The sequence below is a fragment of the Microcoleus asticus IPMA8 genome (assembly GCF_013179805.1).
Lineage (GTDB): Bacteria > Cyanobacteriota > Cyanobacteriia > Cyanobacteriales > Microcoleaceae > Microcoleus > Microcoleus asticus.
This window is the reverse complement of record NZ_SRRZ01000041.1, coordinates 18,089-34,841: the sequence shown is the minus strand read 5'-3', so window position 1 is coordinate 34,841 and position 16,753 is coordinate 18,089. Positions and strand designations below refer to the sequence as shown.

The window sequence follows — 16,753 nt, the reverse complement described above, 5'->3', positions numbered from 1 at the left end:
AGCGGTTTCGTGGTATTGAAGTTTATCCACTGCGCCATCTTTTCGATTCGATCGACCTCAAAGTGTGTTCAAATTTTTAGTGTCCAGCCCAATGTGCGATCGGGTCGTTAGCGCTACTAATTGAATCTTGAGCGATCGAGGTGCAAAATACCCATTTTAAGGAGCAAATCATGCAGCCAGAACAGCGTCAGCGAGCAATTGGGGCGTTTGAAGAGTTTTTGAGGGCGCCGCTTGAGGAACGATTGCAACACCAGCAGAATCGAGTTGCCGAATGCGGGGCGATCGCGCTTTTTCAAAAAGTCGCGGCCACAGTACCAGCTTACCAGACTTTCCTAGCTGCACTCAACATCGATCCCGCCTCAATTCAAACCTTTGAAGACTTCCAAAAATTGCCGCTAATTACCAAAGAGAATTATTTACGCTGTCACCCGCTACCTCAGTTGTGCTACCAGGGCAAATTAGAAACTTGCGATTTCATTGCTGTTTCCTCTGGTTCGACAGGAAACCCGACATTTTGGCCGCGTTTTATCAGCGACGAGTTGCAAATTGCCGCTCGTTTTGAACAAATATTTCACGACAGTTTTTCCGCTGATACTCGCTCAACTTTAGCTGTGATTTGCTTTGCTTTGGGGACTTGGGTTGGGGGAATGTACACGGCGAATTGCTGCCGCTATCTAGCGAGTAAGGGCTATCCAGTTACAGTTGTGACGCCTGGGAATAATAAGACTGAAATATTCCGAGTTGTGCAGGAACTTGGGGAGCATTTCGAGCAAGTAGTATTGTTGGGATATCCGCCGTTTATCAAAGATGTGATTGATAGCGGAATTGCTGGGGGTGTGGAGTGGCAAAAATATCGAATTAAGATGGTGTTTGCGGGGGAAGTGTTTAGCGAAGAATGGCGGAGTTTGGTGAGCGATCGCACTAATTCTGACAATCTATATTACAACTCTGCGAGCCTTTACGGTACTGCCGATGCGGGCGTTTTGGGCAACGAGACACCGCTGAGTATTTGCATCCGCCGCTTTTTAGCAAACAATCCCGAAGCAGCACGCAATTTATTTGGGGAATCGCGGTTGCCAACGCTGGTACAGTACGATCCGAAAAGCCGCTTTTTTGAAGTGAATAATGACGGCACGCTATTATTTTCTGGCGACAACGGCATCCCGCTAATACGCTATCACATCTCCGATAACGGCGGTTTAATTTGTTACGAAGCAATGCTCAATTTTTTGGCAGAATGGGGATTTAACCCTGTGGCACGTTTGCAGCAAGAAGCAGCTATGAAAGTTTCTGATTTCCCCAGAGGAATTCGCTGCTTGCCATTTGTCTATGTATTTGGGCGATCGCACTTTACCGTTTCCTACTTCGGTGCTAACATTTACCCGGAAAATGTCACCGTAGGTTTAGAAGTTCCCACCATACGGGAATGGGTGACGGGAAAATTTGTGCTGCAAGTCAAGGAAGATGCGGATCAAAATCGGTTTTTATCGGTGGTTGTGGAATTAGCAGCGGGGGTGGAGGACGACGAGGAGATGAAGCAGGCGATCGCATCTTCAATTCTCGCGCAATTGCGGCGGCTAAACAGCGAATTTGCTAATTACGTGCCGCCCGAATATCAGTTACCTGTGGTGACATTAACGGAGACGGGCGATGCGGAGTATTTTCCGATTGGGGTGAAGCACCGATACACGCGGCAATAAGTAGTTTGAATTGATGAGCTATCAGCTTTAAAAAGTCTTGTGTTATTCTATAATTAGGGTGACATTTGATGGTTCAGATTAGAATATGCCAGCAAAAGACATCTACCACAATACTGTCAGAACAGCTCTAGAAAAAGACGGGTGGACGATAACAAACGATCCGCTACCCTTAAAAGTTGGTAAACGTACTCTCAGTGTTGATTTAGGTGCAGAAAAACTATTTGCTGCCGAAAAGCAAGGTCGCAAAATTGCTGTAGAAGTAAAAAGTTTCGTGAGTGCTTCACCAGTTCATGACTTAGAACAAGCTGTTGGACAGTATATTGTTTACGAAGATATTCTACAGCGAGCGGAACCTGAACGGATAATATATCTGGCAATTCGTGCAGAAGTTTATGCAGAAATCTTTTCTGAACCTATCGGGCAGATTTTGTTAGAGAACAAGAGATTTAAACTAATAGTTTTTGATTCATTAAAGGAGACAATTGTCAGATGGATAGACTAGATGAATATCGCCAAATTGTTCGCAATGTTTTAAATAGTTATGCCCAGATTTCTTACGGACACGGAGAAATTAAAAGCAGCGTTATTGTTGACAGCGAACAAAACAATTTTTTACTAATGCACGATGGCTGGCAAGGGCCTAAAAGAATTCACGATTGTATCGTTCATGTGGAAATTATCGACGGCAAAATCTGGATTCAACAAGATGGTATAGAAACGGGAATTACCCCAGAACTTGTAGAATTAGGAGTGCCTAAAGACAAGATAGTTTTAGGGTTTCATCCGTATCACGTTCGGCAACATACGGGATATGCGATCGCCTAAACCAGCTTACAATACAGGAAACAGGTTTTCATATCTCTGCCGAGGACTATTCTGAAACACCCATCGCACTTTTTGCCCAAAAATGCGATCGAACACCGAACAATTAGTCTTTAACTATTAGCAATTACCGCTTTATTGGCCGTCAGCTTCCCTGAGAGCAGCCAAAATTTCCGGTCGTTTCATGCGCGCGTAGCCCCGAATTTTCCGGTCTTTGCCGATCGCCTTCAAGCCCCTCAGCGAAAGAGTTTCGTAGTCTTCCGTTGGGGACGGAAACGGCAACTCCAACTGCAACTGCGGTAGCTGAGGTTTCTGCTGTGCTTTCGACTGCTTCTTGGGCTGTGTTTTTGACGGCGTTTTAGGTTGTGCCTCGGGCTGTATTTCTGAGTGCGTCGCTGCGCCTCCGAGTTGGCGGCGGAGCGTTTCAATTTGATTTTTTAGGTCATTTTCTACGTCTTCAATGGCGTCAGAAACAAACTGATTAATGGTTTGGACTGTGCGTTCTAGTTTTCTTGACAGCAGTTTTTCCAGTTCATCCAACTGTCTCAAAGCAGCTTCAAGATTAACATCAGAAATAACCGCCGATGTTAGCGGACGGTTGCTGCTCGACTGTTCAATTTTTTTAGCCATTTTATCTACCTTTTCATGAAATGCTTTTTCCACTTGTTCGAGCAAATGCTTAATCTGTTCTATTTGGTTACGCTCCAAGTTCTGTTCAGTTAGAGCTTTTACGTGCTTTTTTAGTAGATCTTCATTTTTTTTAACAGATTGTTCTATTTGTTTTGTTAGACTCTCTACCTTTTTTTGAAATGATAGCTCAAATTGTTGCAGTAGAGTCTCAATTTGTGCAGTTTTATGAGTCGGTTGCGGAGCTAAATGTTCCATTTCTGCTTGAGCAACAGCTACCTCCTCGTCGGTCATTTCAAATACCCAAGCCCACATTTGCTCGATGCCGAGTTCTTTTGCAAGAATACACCAATCTGAGCCGCAGACAACTTCATATTCTTCTTCATTGCTGTAAGCTTCAGTGCGGCGCACAATTAAAGGAATCAAGTTGCTGCCTTTCTCGATGAGACTTCTCCTGAGATCTTCGCGGCGTTTGCGGGGAATTTCCCCCCTCTGAGGCTCTGGTACTGCAATTTGGGAAGTGTAAATCTGACTGTGACTAATTGGCTTAATCCGCAAATATTCAACTATTCGGTTTTGATCGGACGATCGATCCATCTTGTTACAAGTCCCCTTTTGTCATTAAAATCTGGTGTTTGGGTATTTATGTATGTTTGCACTTTACAGCCTGCGTTTTAAGGGATGCAGGACTAACCCAAGAACTCTAATTGTAGGGTGCGAGACAAACACCTTACCCAGACCGTGGTAAGTTAAAGGGTTTCTTGGGCTGAGTCTTCCCAGTCTGCGATCGAACTCGGTTATCTGGCGGAGATATCGCGTTGCTGCTGTACCTGTGCGGCTGGCTGTGCGGTGACAGCCCGGGCGATGGCGTCGGGCCCCGCAAGCTACGACAAAAGTTACTGCAATTCCTAAAAAAAGCGACTGTGAAGAGTTTAACTGGCTGTGGGACACCAACGATCGACTGCTTTACTCATCTTTACTTTTTTCGTCGTCAGGGCGATCGGGCTGGCGTTGCGAATTGCGATCGCAATTGCGATTTATACGAAAGCCAGCTTTAATATCCCCTTTATTCTTTAGTCTCAAGCGAGAGCGACGAAAGTTTGTGTAGGATCGGTTTCAACCGCCGAGTCATATCGGGTTTTTCAACTTTTGTCGGGTGGGCTTTGAGCGCCCCAAAAATGCAATTGAGATGGCTGAAAGCTTATAAATATTTTTGCCACTTGTCAATAAGCTTAATCATTGTTTTCTCGCCTAACCCTTTACCTTTCATGCGTTCCAACACATTTTCAAAAGATGCAAACTGCTGCAAATCTCGCTCTTTGATGATTTGTTCTATTGTTTGAGCTTTTATGCCAGCATTTTTCAAATTTGTAGCCAATTTGAATTTATCTTGAGTGTTGAGTGCTTCCAACAGCGGAACAGGCTTGGGGATCAGGCTTTCAACATCTTTAACCCTCTCTATCAGCGCCTGTTTTTCCCGCGTATACTCGGCTTTCAATTCATTAATTCTGTTTTCCAATCGAGTTTCAATATTTGTCAGCCGCTGTTCAAAACTGGAGGACTGTTGGGGAACGTCACTTACACTTTTCGTCTGAGTGATTGCGGTTTTTCTGAGAATTTTAAGTTGTTCCAGTAGAAGCTCTTCATTTTCTTCTTCCAGGATAAATGCTCCGATTGTCTCGCCTTTTTGAGGTTCTATTTCCTTTGCTCTCGCCGCCGCATAGTATTCAAAGTCTCCGTCTACTATTTCGTAAGCATCCATACCGTTTCGGCGGACAATTATCGGATTAATCAATCCTCCTGACTCTAAAATCAGTCTCGCTAATTTCTCCAAGTCAGCCTCGGCAAAATTGGAACGAGGCACTGCGGATGTAATTTTTTTAACTGCAACCAGTGACGGAAATAATTTTTTCATTAGTTTTTACCTGTTTTTTCCAAAACTTCGATTGCTAGCATTTCAAATTCTTGGGAAGCGATGGAATCTGGCTTAAAGTCCAGCACTGAAATCGGATCGGCGATTTCCATATTCCCCACGATTTGAAATTGTTCTGCACACTTTGCCAAATCATCTCTCTCGTAAATTACGCTGTCCATGATTTCAAGGCCGTAGCGTTTGGGAATTGTCTCCCTCCGCTTGGGCAAACTATACTGTACAAATTTAGCATTAGCTGAGATTTTGCAAGCAAGTACGCCTAAAACTTCTAGAGGTTTCTTGCCAATTTGTTTTTTGAATACGTTGACTTTTTTAATAAAATCCTTGACATTAATCAGTCCTTGATTGGCAAAAGGTTTTAAGTCAGAAGGAATAATTAAATAATCCGCCGTAATCAGGGCAACTCGGGCGTAAAAGTTCAACGATGGTGGGGTATCGATCAGTACAATATCATATTTATCCTGTACGTCTGCTAGTTTTTGAATTAAAATCATTCGGCTGTAATCTAGTTGATTAAATTCGGTTTCATATTGCATTAAATCAATGTGGGAAGGAATCACATCAATTTCGGGATGGCAAAAATTAGACTTGCGAGCTACTTGTGCAATAGAGAAAAAGTCTTCTGATTGCAAAACTTGAAGAATATTATTATCTTTCAAATCGTCTTGTTCTTCATCCTCAAATTTAACTAAACCTGTCGCAAAGGTTGTATTTGCCTGACTGTCTAAGTCGATTACCAAGACTCTCTTACCTTTTTTGCTTAGCGCTGCAGCTAAATTGACTACTGTTGTAGTTTTGCCAACGCCGCCTTTATTGTGGTAAACTGCAATGATTTTCATAGTATTTTGCCTTTTTTGGGGAACGGTTAAATCTGATTTAGCTTGAATATTAACGACATTATTTTCAGGTATTTGTTCGGGTTCTGAGATTTGACTTGGCTCAGGTTCTGCGGTGGCGGGATTGTTGGGCTGTACTGGGACTTCGCTAATTAACTCAGGACTAACCAAACTAATTTTACTATCTTCCAGTTGAAGATTATCGGGATTTTTTATAAAATTTAAACTATCTCTGCCAATTAAAGCGATAATTTCATCAATTCTATTTTCAAGGTCTTGTCCAGAACACTTAAAGACTAGCTGAATATCATCGGCAACTCTTTCGTAAATTCTAATTTCTTTACCGTTAGTTATGAGTCCGTAGCGGATGCTCAAACTTGTTAAATAGCGAGTGAGTTTTCGCAGGTGGCGGTCTAAATTTTCCTTGGGATGTTTAGCCTCCATGACTACACTCATCGGTGAGTCTGTCTCGACGACTATGGGGATAACTTGGGTGGCAAATGAGAGGAAGTCTAGACGAATATTCCCAAATGCTATTTCTTGGTGCCAAGTGTCGGGCGTATAGCCTAACTTTGGTAGCAGGTAGCTGACAATGAGTTTGCTTTCTACTTCGCTTTCGTTGCGACAGTTATTGGGATTGAAAGTCATTCGATTTTAGATTTTAGATTTTAGATTTTAGATTGGGAATGACTGATTTAATAATGGTACGGATTGTGATATTGACAGTAGGGCGTGCATTCCGCCCCTGACAAAGGCTACGGATTGCAATATCGAAAAACCCGGTTGTGTTTTACAAACCGGGTTTTTCTGGCATTTATCGCGTTTAAAACTTACTTTGTTTTAGCGTTAAATTCTTGCAATGTCTGATAGCCGCCAGCCGGATCGTATAGGTGACAGTTGTCGGCAATCCGCTTCATTAAAGACCAAGAAAATTCTGTTTCGTAGAGATGATCTTGCCAATTTTCCTTTAAGCTGCTGTGGGCGAGGCGCAAATTGTACCAGGGAATAGCAGTTGAAAGGTGGTGGGGAACGTGCACGTTAATGTCGTGGCACAGAAACTCTACCCAGCGGGGATAATCGCAGTGAACTGTTCCCGATAGTTGCGCTTGGGCTTCGTCCCATTCTTCCGGTTCTTTAAATGAAATGTCTGGTGCTGTGTGGTGGACGATCGTAAAAGTGCTCATCCAGAAATGGTAAACCAGCCAGGGCATCAACCAAAATTTGACAAATCCCCAAATGCCTGTGGTTGCAATTAAAATCGGGAATCCGATCGCAGCACCGATTAAAACCACTAACACAGAAAACCGGACTTGTTCTTGTTTCTGTTGGCCATTGAAGCGCCACCACATAAAGTGCACTTTTGCCCAGTGGGCGATCGAGCCGATCCACCACATCCGACCGAAAATTAAACTATAAGCTATTTGTAAAGCCTTGGGAGCAGCAGCGTAGTCTTCCGCTGTCATGGGTTGCCAAGCATTATCTTCGCCAATTTTGTTGGTGTGCTTGTGGTGATAATTGTGTCCGTGCCGCCATGCGTGAAACGGGAAAATTAACGGCAAAAAGGCGAGATGTCCGACTAAATCGTTAACCCAGCGGCGGTTAGCAAATGACCGGTGACCGCAGTCGTGACCGATCACAAAAAAACCGGTTAATCCGGTTCCTGTGAAAATCCACATCAGGGGTAGTAGAAACCAAGGAGAGACTGCTATGCCCCAATAACCGACAGCAACTAGCAAAACGTTGACAATAACTTTTGTCCAAGCTTTGCGGGGGTTTTTGACGAATACTTCCCGCGGCAGGGTTTTGAGAATATCTTTGAGGCGCAGGTTGGAAGTGTCACTTGCGGATATCAAATTTAGTGGTTTTTCGATCGATGCTGTCATAAACTGATTTCGATTCTCCGTATGCCATGAGCATGGCTTAACAAATTAGCGCAATAAAAAAGCGCAGTAAAATGTCAGCTCGTTGCCAGCTTGTGGCAGACGAGTTGAGCAGTAGGCAAGCGCGTTTTAGCAAATGCTAGCGATCGCTATCCGCAGTTAGGAATTTCTGGCACTTTCGGCAAAAAATACTGCGGGTAGCAAAACCTTTGTTTTTATAACACAGGGGCAGCACAGTTAGCATTAGCGACTTTTGTCTGCTAATTGCTGTTGCTGCCAGAAATGGGGTCTAGAGCCGACAAGCCAGCGATCGAGCGTTGCTGTTTGAGGCTTTGCACTTCCAACAGCAAGGATTCGATTTCCGCTTGCAAGTGCAGGAACTTAACTTGCTGGTCGGCTTGGTAGGGGCACTTCACCGAATCTACTTTGCGGGCAAAAGTGGTCGATAGGGTAGAAGAACTAGCCATTTCGGGATTGCTCGCGGTAACTTGAGGCCGGGAAAGAGTGGATGAATTATTTGACATTAGTAATTGGGTAGACATATCTACACATTCACACCATTAAGTTACTTTAACCTGAACCGATCGTATTAAACATCAAATTAACCGATCGAGCTAAAATTAGTGTAAATTCCTTGGCTATTGCCTAAAACCATTGACATCGTGACCCTGATTCTACCTGCTACTGACTCTGCTGCTAACTCCGCTGCCCGCGCAGCCGAGCCGAAACGCTACGGCTGGCCCGGCTTGATCGAAGCTTATCGCCCCTACCTGCCGGTGACGGAAACCACGCCGGTAGTCACACTCCAAGAAGGCAATACTCCTCTGATTCCAGCACCTGCGATCGCCTCTCTCATCGGTCGAGACGTGCGCGTCTTGGTCAAATACGACGGCCTCAACCCCACTGGTAGTTTCAAAGACCGGGGGATGACAATGGCGATTTCCAAGGCTAAGGAAGCTGGTGCGGAGGCAGTAATTTGTGCCAGTACCGGCAATACTTCGGCCTCCGCGGCCGCCTACGCCCGGCGCGGGGGAATGCGAGCTTTCGTGTTGATTCCCGAAGGTTACGTGGCTTTGGGCAAGCTGGCGCAAGCTTTGCTTTACGGTGCGGAAGTAATTTCGATTGGGGGAAATTTCGATCGGGCTTTAGAAATTGTCCGCGAAATGGCTGTTAACTACCCCGTGACATTGGTCAACTCAGTCAATCCTTACCGTTTGGAAGGCCAGAAAACCGGCGCTTTTGAAGTGGTGGACGTTTTGGGCGATGCCCCCGACTGGCTGTGCATTCCCGTGGGAAATGCCGGAAACATCACAGCATACTGGATGGGTTTTTGTCAATACCACCAAGCCAAAAAATGTTCGCGCCTGCCGCGGATGATGGGATTTCAAGCAGCGGGGGCTGCACCTTTGGTGACGGGACAGCCAGTGGCGAACCCAGAAACCCTGGCGACGGCGATTCGGATCGGCAACCCCGCTAGCTGGAAACAGGCGATCGCAGCTTCCGAAGCCAGCCGCGGCAGTTTTGCAGCAGTCACCGACGCCGAAATTCTCGACGCTTACCGTTTGTTAGCATCGCAGGAAGGGATTTTCTGCGAACCGGCAAGTGCAGCTTCTGTGGCAGGTTTGCTGAAGGTAAAAGACCAAGTTCCGACTGGGGCGACGGTGGTTTGCGTGCTGACTGGTAACGGTTTGAAAGACCCGGATACGGCAATTAATCACAGCAACAATCAGTTTAAAAGCGGCATTGCTCCGACTTTGGATGCAGTAGCTGGGGCGATGGGGTTTTAAGAAGCCATATCAAGTTTTTTATCCCCTCGAACCCTCGGCGGTTGAAACCGCTACTGCCAAAACTTTCGTCCGCCTACGCGGACTAAGAAATAAGACAGGCAAGATGCCTGTTCCACTGTTAGTTAAAATCTCTTATGGGGTGGACTAAAATTACTCAAAGTCCCCCTTTTTAAGGGTGGTTTAGGGGGATATAGGCTCGGCGACAAGCGAGATATACAGAGGGTTTTATATAACAAGCGAGCGAGTAAAACTTTTGAATTCTAATCAAAGGAAGGGTCTGTATACCATTTCTTGACATTCTCGTACCATTGACTCGCCTGCTTGTATTCCTCAACTATCTCAGCCGGAGTATTGTCATCTAATTTCCAAGTAAAAAAATCACTATGCTGAAATTCACAACTAACGTAATAGCCTCGCGGTAAAGTCTTCCAATAAGTTGCTTCCCAGGGTTCGAGGACATTCCATTTTTCGCTTCCTGGGATATGTTTATACATGAAAAGCAAACGATCTAAAGCCAGTAATTGCTCTATAATTTCTCGTTGAGTACCGAGAAATCCTTCTTCATAAGGAAACTGCCCAAGAAAATTTACAATGGAAAATTTATTCCAATCAGGATGAGCCATTGCTTCCCATCTAGCACCACCTTGAGGAGTTAAATAGTAGCTAGCTAGAAGTCTGCCATCTAAGTGATCTTGAATTCCGGCTCTTGTTAAGATAACATCTGAATTTCCATCGGTGTGATAGTCGTCATATTCATCTGCAAACACCGTTGCTTTAATGTCTCCCCTCTGAAACAAGGAATCCGCTGCAAGTGCTGTTTCAGCATGAGATAAGTGCATTGAGTACGCAACATTTCTTAGTCCGTAGTAGCTGAATATTACAGCAAACTCAAGAATCAAGTATTCGACTTTTGGATTCAGAGTTTTTGCTAATGTTGCGTAATAGTTTAGATCTTCATCTCCAAACAAATTTGATGGGTTTGTATCTAATTCTAGCTCCGTATCAGGATGACTTAAGGTTTCCCACAAGGCTCTCCCCTGAGGAGTTAAGTAGTAAAAAGTGGTGAATTTCCCATCCAAGTGTGCCTGAATTTGCGCTCGATCCAAGGTAAGATATTTAATAAATTCTCCATCTTCAGTGCGAAATCCAGCTAAGATGTAGCCTTTCTGAAATAAGCGATCGGCTGCTACTACCACCTCAGCATGAGAGAGTCTGAAATCCGATGCCACATTTTTGAGAGTTTCAGAATGTTCTATAACCGAAGAAAGAATCAGGTACTCTATTCTATGGATAGTCACAATGTGTATTAGCGAATGACCTTCGCTGGTAAAAGATGATTAAAACTTGTATTTAGCCCTACTCAATGCAGGCTTTCAAGAACTCAGTCGATCGCAAAAACAAGCTTTCTCTGTTTTCACTAACGCTCGGCGATCAACCCGATCCGATCGCCTAAAATAACACTTAACACTTTTGCTATTCTACCATGACTAAGCCTACTGCAACCCTGTTAATTGCCTGTCCCGATCGCAAAGGACTCGTCGCCTTACTTGCTAACTTTATCGCATCCCATAATGGCAATATCATCCACGCAGATCACCATACAGATTTTACCGCTGGATTATTTCTGAGTCGGCTAGAATGGCAATTAGATGATTTTGACTTAACCACCGAACAAATAACACCTGCTTTTACTGAAATTGCCAAGGACTTACAAGCCAATTGGCAATTGCATTTCTCCCAGAAAATTCGACGGCTTGCGCTCTGGGTCAGCCGTCAAGATCATTGTTTATTAGACTTGATTTGGCGACAAAAATCTCAAGAAATCAGATGTGAAATTCCCCTGATTATCAGCAACCATCAAAATTTAAAGCCTCTTGCCGCACAATACGGGATCGACTTTGAGTATATTCCCATTACTAAAGACAATAAAGCTATTCAAGAAGCACAACAGTTAGAAATTCTTAAGAAATATAAGATTGATTTAGTAGTTTTGGCGAAATATATGCAAATCTTGAGTCAAGATTTTACGATTGCATTTCCCAATCTGATTAATATTCACCATTCATTTTTACCCGCGTTTGTGGGTGCAAATCCTTACGAAAGGGCTTATGAAAGAGGGGTAAAAATTATCGGTGCAACAGCCCACTATGTTACACCGGATTTAGATGCGGGCCCGATTATCGAACAAGATGTTGTGCGCGTGAGTCACCGCGATGAAGTCTCTGATTTGATTCGCAAAGGTAAAGATTTAGAAAGGGTTGTTTTAGCAAGGGCGGTGCGATATCATTTACAAAATCGTGTTTTAGTTTACGGCAATCGGACTGTGGTTTTTGCTTGAAAATTAGGCATCATATCAATCCTGGTTTGTTACTCCTTCGATCGCTCGGCGAGTGATATCAATTCTAGTGGCACGAGCGAAGTGCAGCGAATCCCAAAGTTTGCTCAACTTGACATTTTTCATGACTTGTGAGGCGGTTAAGATTTTCCGTTGCCGTCTTGTTGCGATCGCCCTTGGGTAAATCTTCGCAAAGAGCGGCCCATACGACGAGGTTTCGGAACTTTACTTTTACCAGCGGGCCATCCTTCGCGCTGCTGGGAGCGATCGCCATCAGTTTCTTCGGTTTGGTCGTGAAACAAAATTTGTCGCGTAGGATAAGGCAAATCGATGCCGTTTTCCACAAGCTTTTTTTTAATAGCACAAATTACCTTGTCGCGCGATCGCATATCGTCAATTCGGCGCGGCGGAGAAATCCACCACCGAACGCGGATCTTGACGGTACTTTCTGCTAGCTCAAGCACCAGCACATCGGGTGCAGGAGTTTTCAACACCTCATTGACGCTGTACAATGCTTCCAGCATTAACTGCTTGGCGCAGTCAATATCGTCGCCGTAACCAATACTAAAATCGTACTCCGTGCGGCGTTTATCGAAAGCGGTATTTACTGTCACCGAATTCGTAAACAATTCGGCATTGGGAATGACAATCCGGCGACCATCATAGGTTAGGATTGTTGTAGCGCGGGTCTCAATATTTTCTACGGTTCCCTCAAAGTTTTTAAACACAATTTGGTCATCGATTCGGAACGGTTCCGTCAACAGAATTAGGATACCGGCTAAGAAGTTTTGCAAGATATCGCGAAAGGCAAAACCAATCGCCACCCCGCTAATTCCCAGCAGTTGAATCAAATCGCCAGCCTTAAATGTGGGAATTACAATCGAAAGCGCAACAAACAGGCCAACTAGAACGATCGTACCCTGCGCCAACCGTCCTAACACCAACCCCAAATTTCGTGCTTGGTGGTGGTTGCGGGTTACCCGCCTGACCGCTCTCTTAATTGCCCCGCCCACACAGAAAAAGATTGCAAAGACAATTAACGCCAGCACAATATTGGGCAACATGATAATCAAGCCGTCGATCATGCTCTCCATCTTTAACCAGACTGCGGATATCTCTGCCTTCATGAAGTTTCCTCACACATCAGTCGTTTTCGATACTACTAAAATTTAGCTCGGTTAAGTTCTATCTAAAGACTGTAGATTAATACGACGCGAGCAATATTTTTTAGCTGTTTTCAAAATTTTGAATGCGGATTATAGGTTGGCGTATAGTACAGTTACATCGATTAGTAAACCATCTGTAGATGGGGAATAATAAAGAAGCCGATGAATTAAGGCTGCTTAATTGCAGGAAAAACAAAAACAAGGAATCGCTGACTAAATCGCACCTGCTAAGGGGATTCGCCCTGCCGACAATTCCTGAATTTTTAGCTCCTAATTCCCAAATGGTGGTAGATCGAGTAACTGATTTTTAGAAGGTGGAAGCTGCGCGGGATTTTTACCTGTTTGGGCTGAAGTTTGGCGTATTTCCAGAGCAGTTTCGCCAGGATTTGCAGTGCGAGTAGGTACTATCTCCAAAGAATATACTGTCTCGGTTTTTGCAGGGGCAGGATTTTGGGCTTTCGTGAGCAAGTCAACGGCATCTCCGAGAGCGCTAGTTAAATTTTTGCTAGTTTCGGCGTGGCGGGCTTCTTCTTGTTTCAGGGCTTGAGTCAGTTGTTTAACTTGTTCGATCGCCCGATCGCGCTCTTCGAGAACTTCTGCTAACTTAGCTTTAAGTTCGCCTACTGTTTGCAGTTGTTCGACTTCCTGCTGTCGGGCAACTCCAGCATCGTCGCCTTCGGGTACAAGGGGCGAAAAATTTTGTAATTGCTCTATTTGTGCTTCCAGAGAAGCGATGCTTTGCTGAGTTAATTTGGCATCATTCCGCCGCTGTTCGGCTTCGGTATTGTAGAGTTGCCGCCACTGAGCCGCACTTTCACCGGCCTCATCGCGATCGCGCGAAACTTCTGTTAACTGCTGTTGCAGCCGCTTAATTTCATCTAACCACTGTCTGACATCCTGAGCCATATTGATTTTAGATTTTAGATTTTAGATTTTAGATTTTAGATTAACAATGGCGCATTGGTAATGGCTTAATTAAGTAACGCTGCTTATTTCCAGTTGCGCGATCGTCCTGCATTCATTTTCCATTTTCTAGTTCCCCGTCTCCTGTGCGCTATGAACATTTTTTACTGGTTGCGCTACCTGATTTTAGCTTTGTTTCAGGTATTTTTGAGGCTGCTTCGATCTCTCAAAAAAAAATTTGGTGGTTTTTGGCTGTTTTGTCGGTGTTTGACTTGGGGCACGCTCAAGGAGGTCGGCGCGAAGGCAGGAGAACAGCGCTTGCCGGGGCTGTCTGCGGAAATGGCCTACAATTCTATGCTGGCGCTGTTTCCGGGGCTGTTGGCTATCTTATCTGCGATCGCTCTGTTTGAACCTTTGCAGTCAACACTTTATCAAATCGCCCGTCTTTTGGGCGAAGTTATACCCGATAACGTTCGGAATTTGATTGGTGGCTTAATCAAAGAAATTCTGTTGACTCGCAGTAAAGGGCTGTTTTCGGTGAGCTTTCTTGGGGCGATTTGGGTATTTTCTGGAGTAATGAGCGCGGCGATGGCTGCACTCGATCGCATCCATCAAATTCCGAGGGATCGAACTCGACCATTTTGGAAAGCAAAACTTATTTCTCTGGCGCTGAGTATCGGCACAATTATACTATTAATTCTGGCATCGGGAGTAGTATTTGTCAGCGACTTAATTGTACAAGCTATTGCCCGCCAGAGTTGCCTGCTGGAGTCCGTCGCCACTTGCGATTTAAAAGATGTTCAAAATTGCTTGCTGCTTGCCGGCAATTGCCCTTTGGAGTCGCAACTGTTAGGTGTTTGGCGGCTGTGGCGGTGGCCGATTTCTTTGGGAATTGTCTCACTGGCTTTTGCCTTTGTTTACCGCTACGGGCCGAGCCGCCGTCAACCAGATATTCCTATTTTGTCTGGAGCTGTTTTTGCTGCTATTTTGTGGGCGCTGTTTTCAGCTTTATTTCGGTTTTATGTTTGGCATTGGGGCAATTTCAGTTGGACTTACGGCACGATCGGAACTTTTATTGTGTTGCTGCTGTGGCTCGATATTTCTTCTTTGGTGATGCTAATCGGCGCTCAGTTGAATGTGACAGTGGGAAAGGCAATGAAACAATCCAAATTAAAATAATTTATTAATTATTAATTGTTAATTGTTATTTGCCGGACGCTGGCTTAACGACGGAGTAAAGTGCTGAGGATACCCGCAACAAAAGACAACAAAATCAGTATCCAGATAACAGCACCGGGAATGAATGTCAAGATGCCAACGCCTCTGAGAATCCAAACTAGGAGGGTGAAGCCCAGGATAGTCAAAAAGATGCGGGTAGATAGTCGCATTTGAAATCTAGGAGAATTAGCCATGTTGAATGTTAAAGTTTTGTCTGGATCAATGATAGCTGTTTTATTGGCGATCGGCAGTTACCTCACCTTAATTTCGGTTCCGGGTTCCGCTATTGCGCCTAGGGCTACCAATGTCTTGGGAGAAGCGGCAAAGGCTGCTCAAAAAACGCCTGCTGCCAGTTTAACAATTTCCGATCGCACAATTGGAGCGGCGAAGGTAGGGATGACTTTCGGACAATTGAAAAAAGCTCTGGGTTCCACGGCGCAGTTTAAGGTAGAGTCTCCTTTTATGGTAGACTTTGATGCTGTGGCAGTCAGCCAGTCGCGAAAAGTGCAATATCGGATTATTTATCCTGCAGGTACAAAGCTAAAAGATACGGATGTCATTGAACTTTTGATGACTGAGAATTCTAATTATAAAACAGTTCAGGGCGTCGGGCCGGGAATGACTCTGAAACAAGCCGAGGCTATTTACGGCAAAGCTACTTTATCTTATAACGTGGATAATGAATCGAGAGAAGGGGTTGTATTTGCCAAGCAACCCACTAGAAACATTATGTTTGTTCCCAAGGCTGAAGGCAAACAATTTGCGGGGGTTTATGGCGCTGGTCAAGGGGGATTTTATCAGACTAATAAATATCAGCCGAATGCTGTGATTCGCTCTGTGATGGTGCGGAAGTAAGTTAGTAGAAACAGCCCAACAGATAACTCGGCAATTGAAATCGCTTGTACAGAAACTATCGTCCTAGTAGAGGGGGACTCAAGAAAGGAAGGACGATCGCCCTTATCAAAAAAAGTGCGATCGCCAATGTTTAGTTAACTGAAACCGCCTCAAAAATTACCATTTATAACGCGCTGGTGACGGGATTGGAAGGGCTGCCCAACGCCGATAAACGGTGAGTTTCCCCGCTTAAATCGAACACAACCTCAAACTTAACGTGAGGTATAGTTTGTCGCAAAAACTGAAAATGCCCGTCTGCATCAGAACGACTGCGGAAGCGGGCAACGATCATCCATTGCTCAGAGGGTAACAGACGGGCGATCGCCCAACAACACAAGCGTTCTTTGTATGTCATAAAAATAACACGGGATGCGGGAAACTCAGAGACTTCAGTCCTTAGAGGGAAGCGACAGGGAGGACTTTAGTTACCGTGTTCTTTCTTAATTAGCCGAACGTATAAAAATAGCTGCTAGTTCATAAAGACGGCAGCTTTTTTTATACGTTCGGGAATTGGATCCTTAAATAATGACTAGAACGGCTATTAAGCAACTTGGTTGCTAACGAAAAACATCCGTTAGTTCAGGTAATAGCAACATAAAGTTTTATTGACACGACTTGACATATTTACTGTATCCCTCTAAACTCAACTAAT

18 protein-coding genes are annotated in these 16,753 nt (G+C 44.5%); 8 read left to right on the top strand and 10 right to left on the bottom strand.

The window, feature by feature from the left end; all coding sequences use genetic code 11:
* Window positions 1-170: 170 nt before the first annotated feature.
* From E5S67_RS13040 to E5S67_RS13030, 3 genes are all read left to right on the top strand, one after another.
* Window positions 171-1,700 (top strand): phenylacetate--CoA ligase family protein, encoded by a 1,530-nt coding sequence (locus E5S67_RS13040; protein ID WP_172187791.1) that lies wholly within the window; start codon window positions 171-173, stop codon window positions 1,698-1,700.
* Between the two features lie 85 nt (window positions 1,701-1,785).
* Window positions 1,786-2,202 (top strand): element excision factor XisH family protein, encoded by a 417-nt coding sequence (locus E5S67_RS13035; RefSeq protein ID WP_172187789.1) that lies wholly within the window; start codon window positions 1,786-1,788, stop codon window positions 2,200-2,202.
* Window positions 2,190-2,525, top strand: coding sequence for a XisI protein (locus E5S67_RS13030; RefSeq protein ID WP_172187787.1), 336 nt, complete (start codon window positions 2,190-2,192; stop codon window positions 2,523-2,525). Before E5S67_RS13035 ends, E5S67_RS13030 begins: the two co-directional genes overlap by 13 nt.
* 132 nt (window positions 2,526-2,657) lie before the next feature.
* On the opposite strand, the gene E5S67_RS13025 is transcribed toward E5S67_RS13030, so the two are convergent.
* Complete coding sequence (locus tag E5S67_RS13025) at window positions 2,658-3,746, bottom strand: ParB N-terminal domain-containing protein (RefSeq protein ID WP_172187785.1); 1,089 nt, start codon at window positions 3,744-3,746, stop codon at window positions 2,658-2,660.
* 221 nt (window positions 3,747-3,967) lie between these two features.
* Between E5S67_RS13025 and E5S67_RS13020 the strand changes: the two genes are divergently transcribed.
* Window positions 3,968-4,207, top strand: coding sequence for a hypothetical protein (locus E5S67_RS13020; protein WP_172187783.1), 240 nt, complete (start codon window positions 3,968-3,970; stop codon window positions 4,205-4,207).
* 143 nt (window positions 4,208-4,350) lie between these two features.
* On the opposite strand, the gene E5S67_RS13015 is transcribed toward E5S67_RS13020, so the two are convergent.
* The 4 genes from E5S67_RS13015 to E5S67_RS13000 all read right to left on the bottom strand — a co-directional run bounded on the left by E5S67_RS13015 (window position 4,351) and on the right by E5S67_RS13000 (window position 8,322).
* Window positions 4,351-5,064: a ParB N-terminal domain-containing protein gene (locus E5S67_RS13015; RefSeq protein WP_172187781.1), complete on the bottom strand. Its 714-nt coding sequence runs from the start codon at window positions 5,062-5,064 to the stop codon at window positions 4,351-4,353.
* Window positions 5,064-6,566, bottom strand: coding sequence for an AAA family ATPase (locus E5S67_RS13010; RefSeq protein ID WP_172187779.1), 1,503 nt, complete (start codon window positions 6,564-6,566; stop codon window positions 5,064-5,066). The genes E5S67_RS13015 and E5S67_RS13010 overlap by 1 nt, the downstream gene beginning before the upstream one ends.
* Window positions 6,567-6,748: 182 nt before the next feature.
* The gene (locus E5S67_RS13005) at window positions 6,749-7,801 is read right to left on the bottom strand and encodes a fatty acid desaturase (RefSeq protein ID WP_172187777.1); all 1,053 of its coding nucleotides are present in this window, start codon (window positions 7,799-7,801) and stop codon (window positions 6,749-6,751) included.
* A gap of 257 nt (window positions 7,802-8,058) precedes the next feature.
* Complete coding sequence (locus E5S67_RS13000; RefSeq protein WP_246276764.1) at window positions 8,059-8,322, bottom strand: hypothetical protein; 264 nt, start codon at window positions 8,320-8,322, stop codon at window positions 8,059-8,061.
* A 138-nt stretch (window positions 8,323-8,460) separates the two neighbouring features.
* On the opposite strand from E5S67_RS13000, the gene thrC reads away from it, so the two are divergent.
* A complete protein-coding gene (gene thrC, locus E5S67_RS12995) occupies window positions 8,461-9,585 on the top strand; it encodes a threonine synthase (protein ID WP_339382860.1) in 1,125 nt (374 codons plus the stop codon).
* Window positions 9,586-9,845: 260 nt separating this feature from the next.
* On the opposite strand, the gene E5S67_RS12990 is transcribed toward thrC, so the two are convergent.
* Window positions 9,846-10,883, bottom strand: coding sequence for a hypothetical protein (locus tag E5S67_RS12990; protein ID WP_339382859.1), 1,038 nt, complete (start codon window positions 10,881-10,883; stop codon window positions 9,846-9,848).
* A gap of 185 nt (window positions 10,884-11,068) precedes the next feature.
* Here E5S67_RS12990 and purU point away from each other — a divergent pair, with 185 nt between their 5' ends.
* Window positions 11,069-11,923, top strand: a complete 855-nt coding sequence (purU, locus tag E5S67_RS12985; RefSeq protein ID WP_172187773.1) for a formyltetrahydrofolate deformylase — start codon at window positions 11,069-11,071, stop codon at window positions 11,921-11,923.
* 137 nt (window positions 11,924-12,060) lie between these two features.
* Here purU and E5S67_RS12980 read toward each other — a convergent pair whose 3' ends face one another.
* A complete protein-coding gene (locus tag E5S67_RS12980) occupies window positions 12,061-13,047 on the bottom strand; it encodes a mechanosensitive ion channel family protein (RefSeq protein WP_172187770.1) in 987 nt (328 codons plus the stop codon).
* Window positions 13,048-13,356: 309 nt separating this feature from the next.
* On the bottom strand, window positions 13,357-13,992 hold the full coding sequence (locus tag E5S67_RS12975; RefSeq protein ID WP_172187768.1) for a hypothetical protein: 636 nt from the start codon (window positions 13,990-13,992) through the stop codon (window positions 13,357-13,359).
* 150 nt (window positions 13,993-14,142) lie between these two features.
* Between E5S67_RS12975 and E5S67_RS12970 the strand changes: the two genes are divergently transcribed.
* Window positions 14,143-15,168 carry a YihY/virulence factor BrkB family protein gene (locus E5S67_RS12970; protein ID WP_172187766.1) on the top strand — a complete coding sequence of 342 codons (1,026 nt, stop codon included), beginning with the start codon at window positions 14,143-14,145 and terminating at the stop codon, window positions 15,166-15,168.
* 44 nt (window positions 15,169-15,212) lie between these two features.
* On the opposite strand, the gene E5S67_RS12965 is transcribed toward E5S67_RS12970, so the two are convergent.
* Window positions 15,213-15,377 carry a hypothetical protein gene (locus E5S67_RS12965; RefSeq protein WP_172187764.1) on the bottom strand — a complete coding sequence of 55 codons (165 nt, stop codon included), beginning with the start codon at window positions 15,375-15,377 and terminating at the stop codon, window positions 15,213-15,215.
* 22 nt (window positions 15,378-15,399) lie between these two features.
* Between E5S67_RS12965 and E5S67_RS12960 the strand changes: the two genes are divergently transcribed.
* Entirely contained in the window at window positions 15,400-16,062 is a 663-nt protein-coding gene (locus tag E5S67_RS12960) for a hypothetical protein (protein WP_172187762.1), read from the top strand.
* A gap of 163 nt (window positions 16,063-16,225) precedes the next feature.
* On the opposite strand, the gene E5S67_RS12955 is transcribed toward E5S67_RS12960, so the two are convergent.
* A complete protein-coding gene (locus E5S67_RS12955; protein ID WP_172187760.1) occupies window positions 16,226-16,456 on the bottom strand; it encodes a hypothetical protein in 231 nt (76 codons plus the stop codon).
* Window positions 16,457-16,753: the final 297 nt, after the last annotated feature.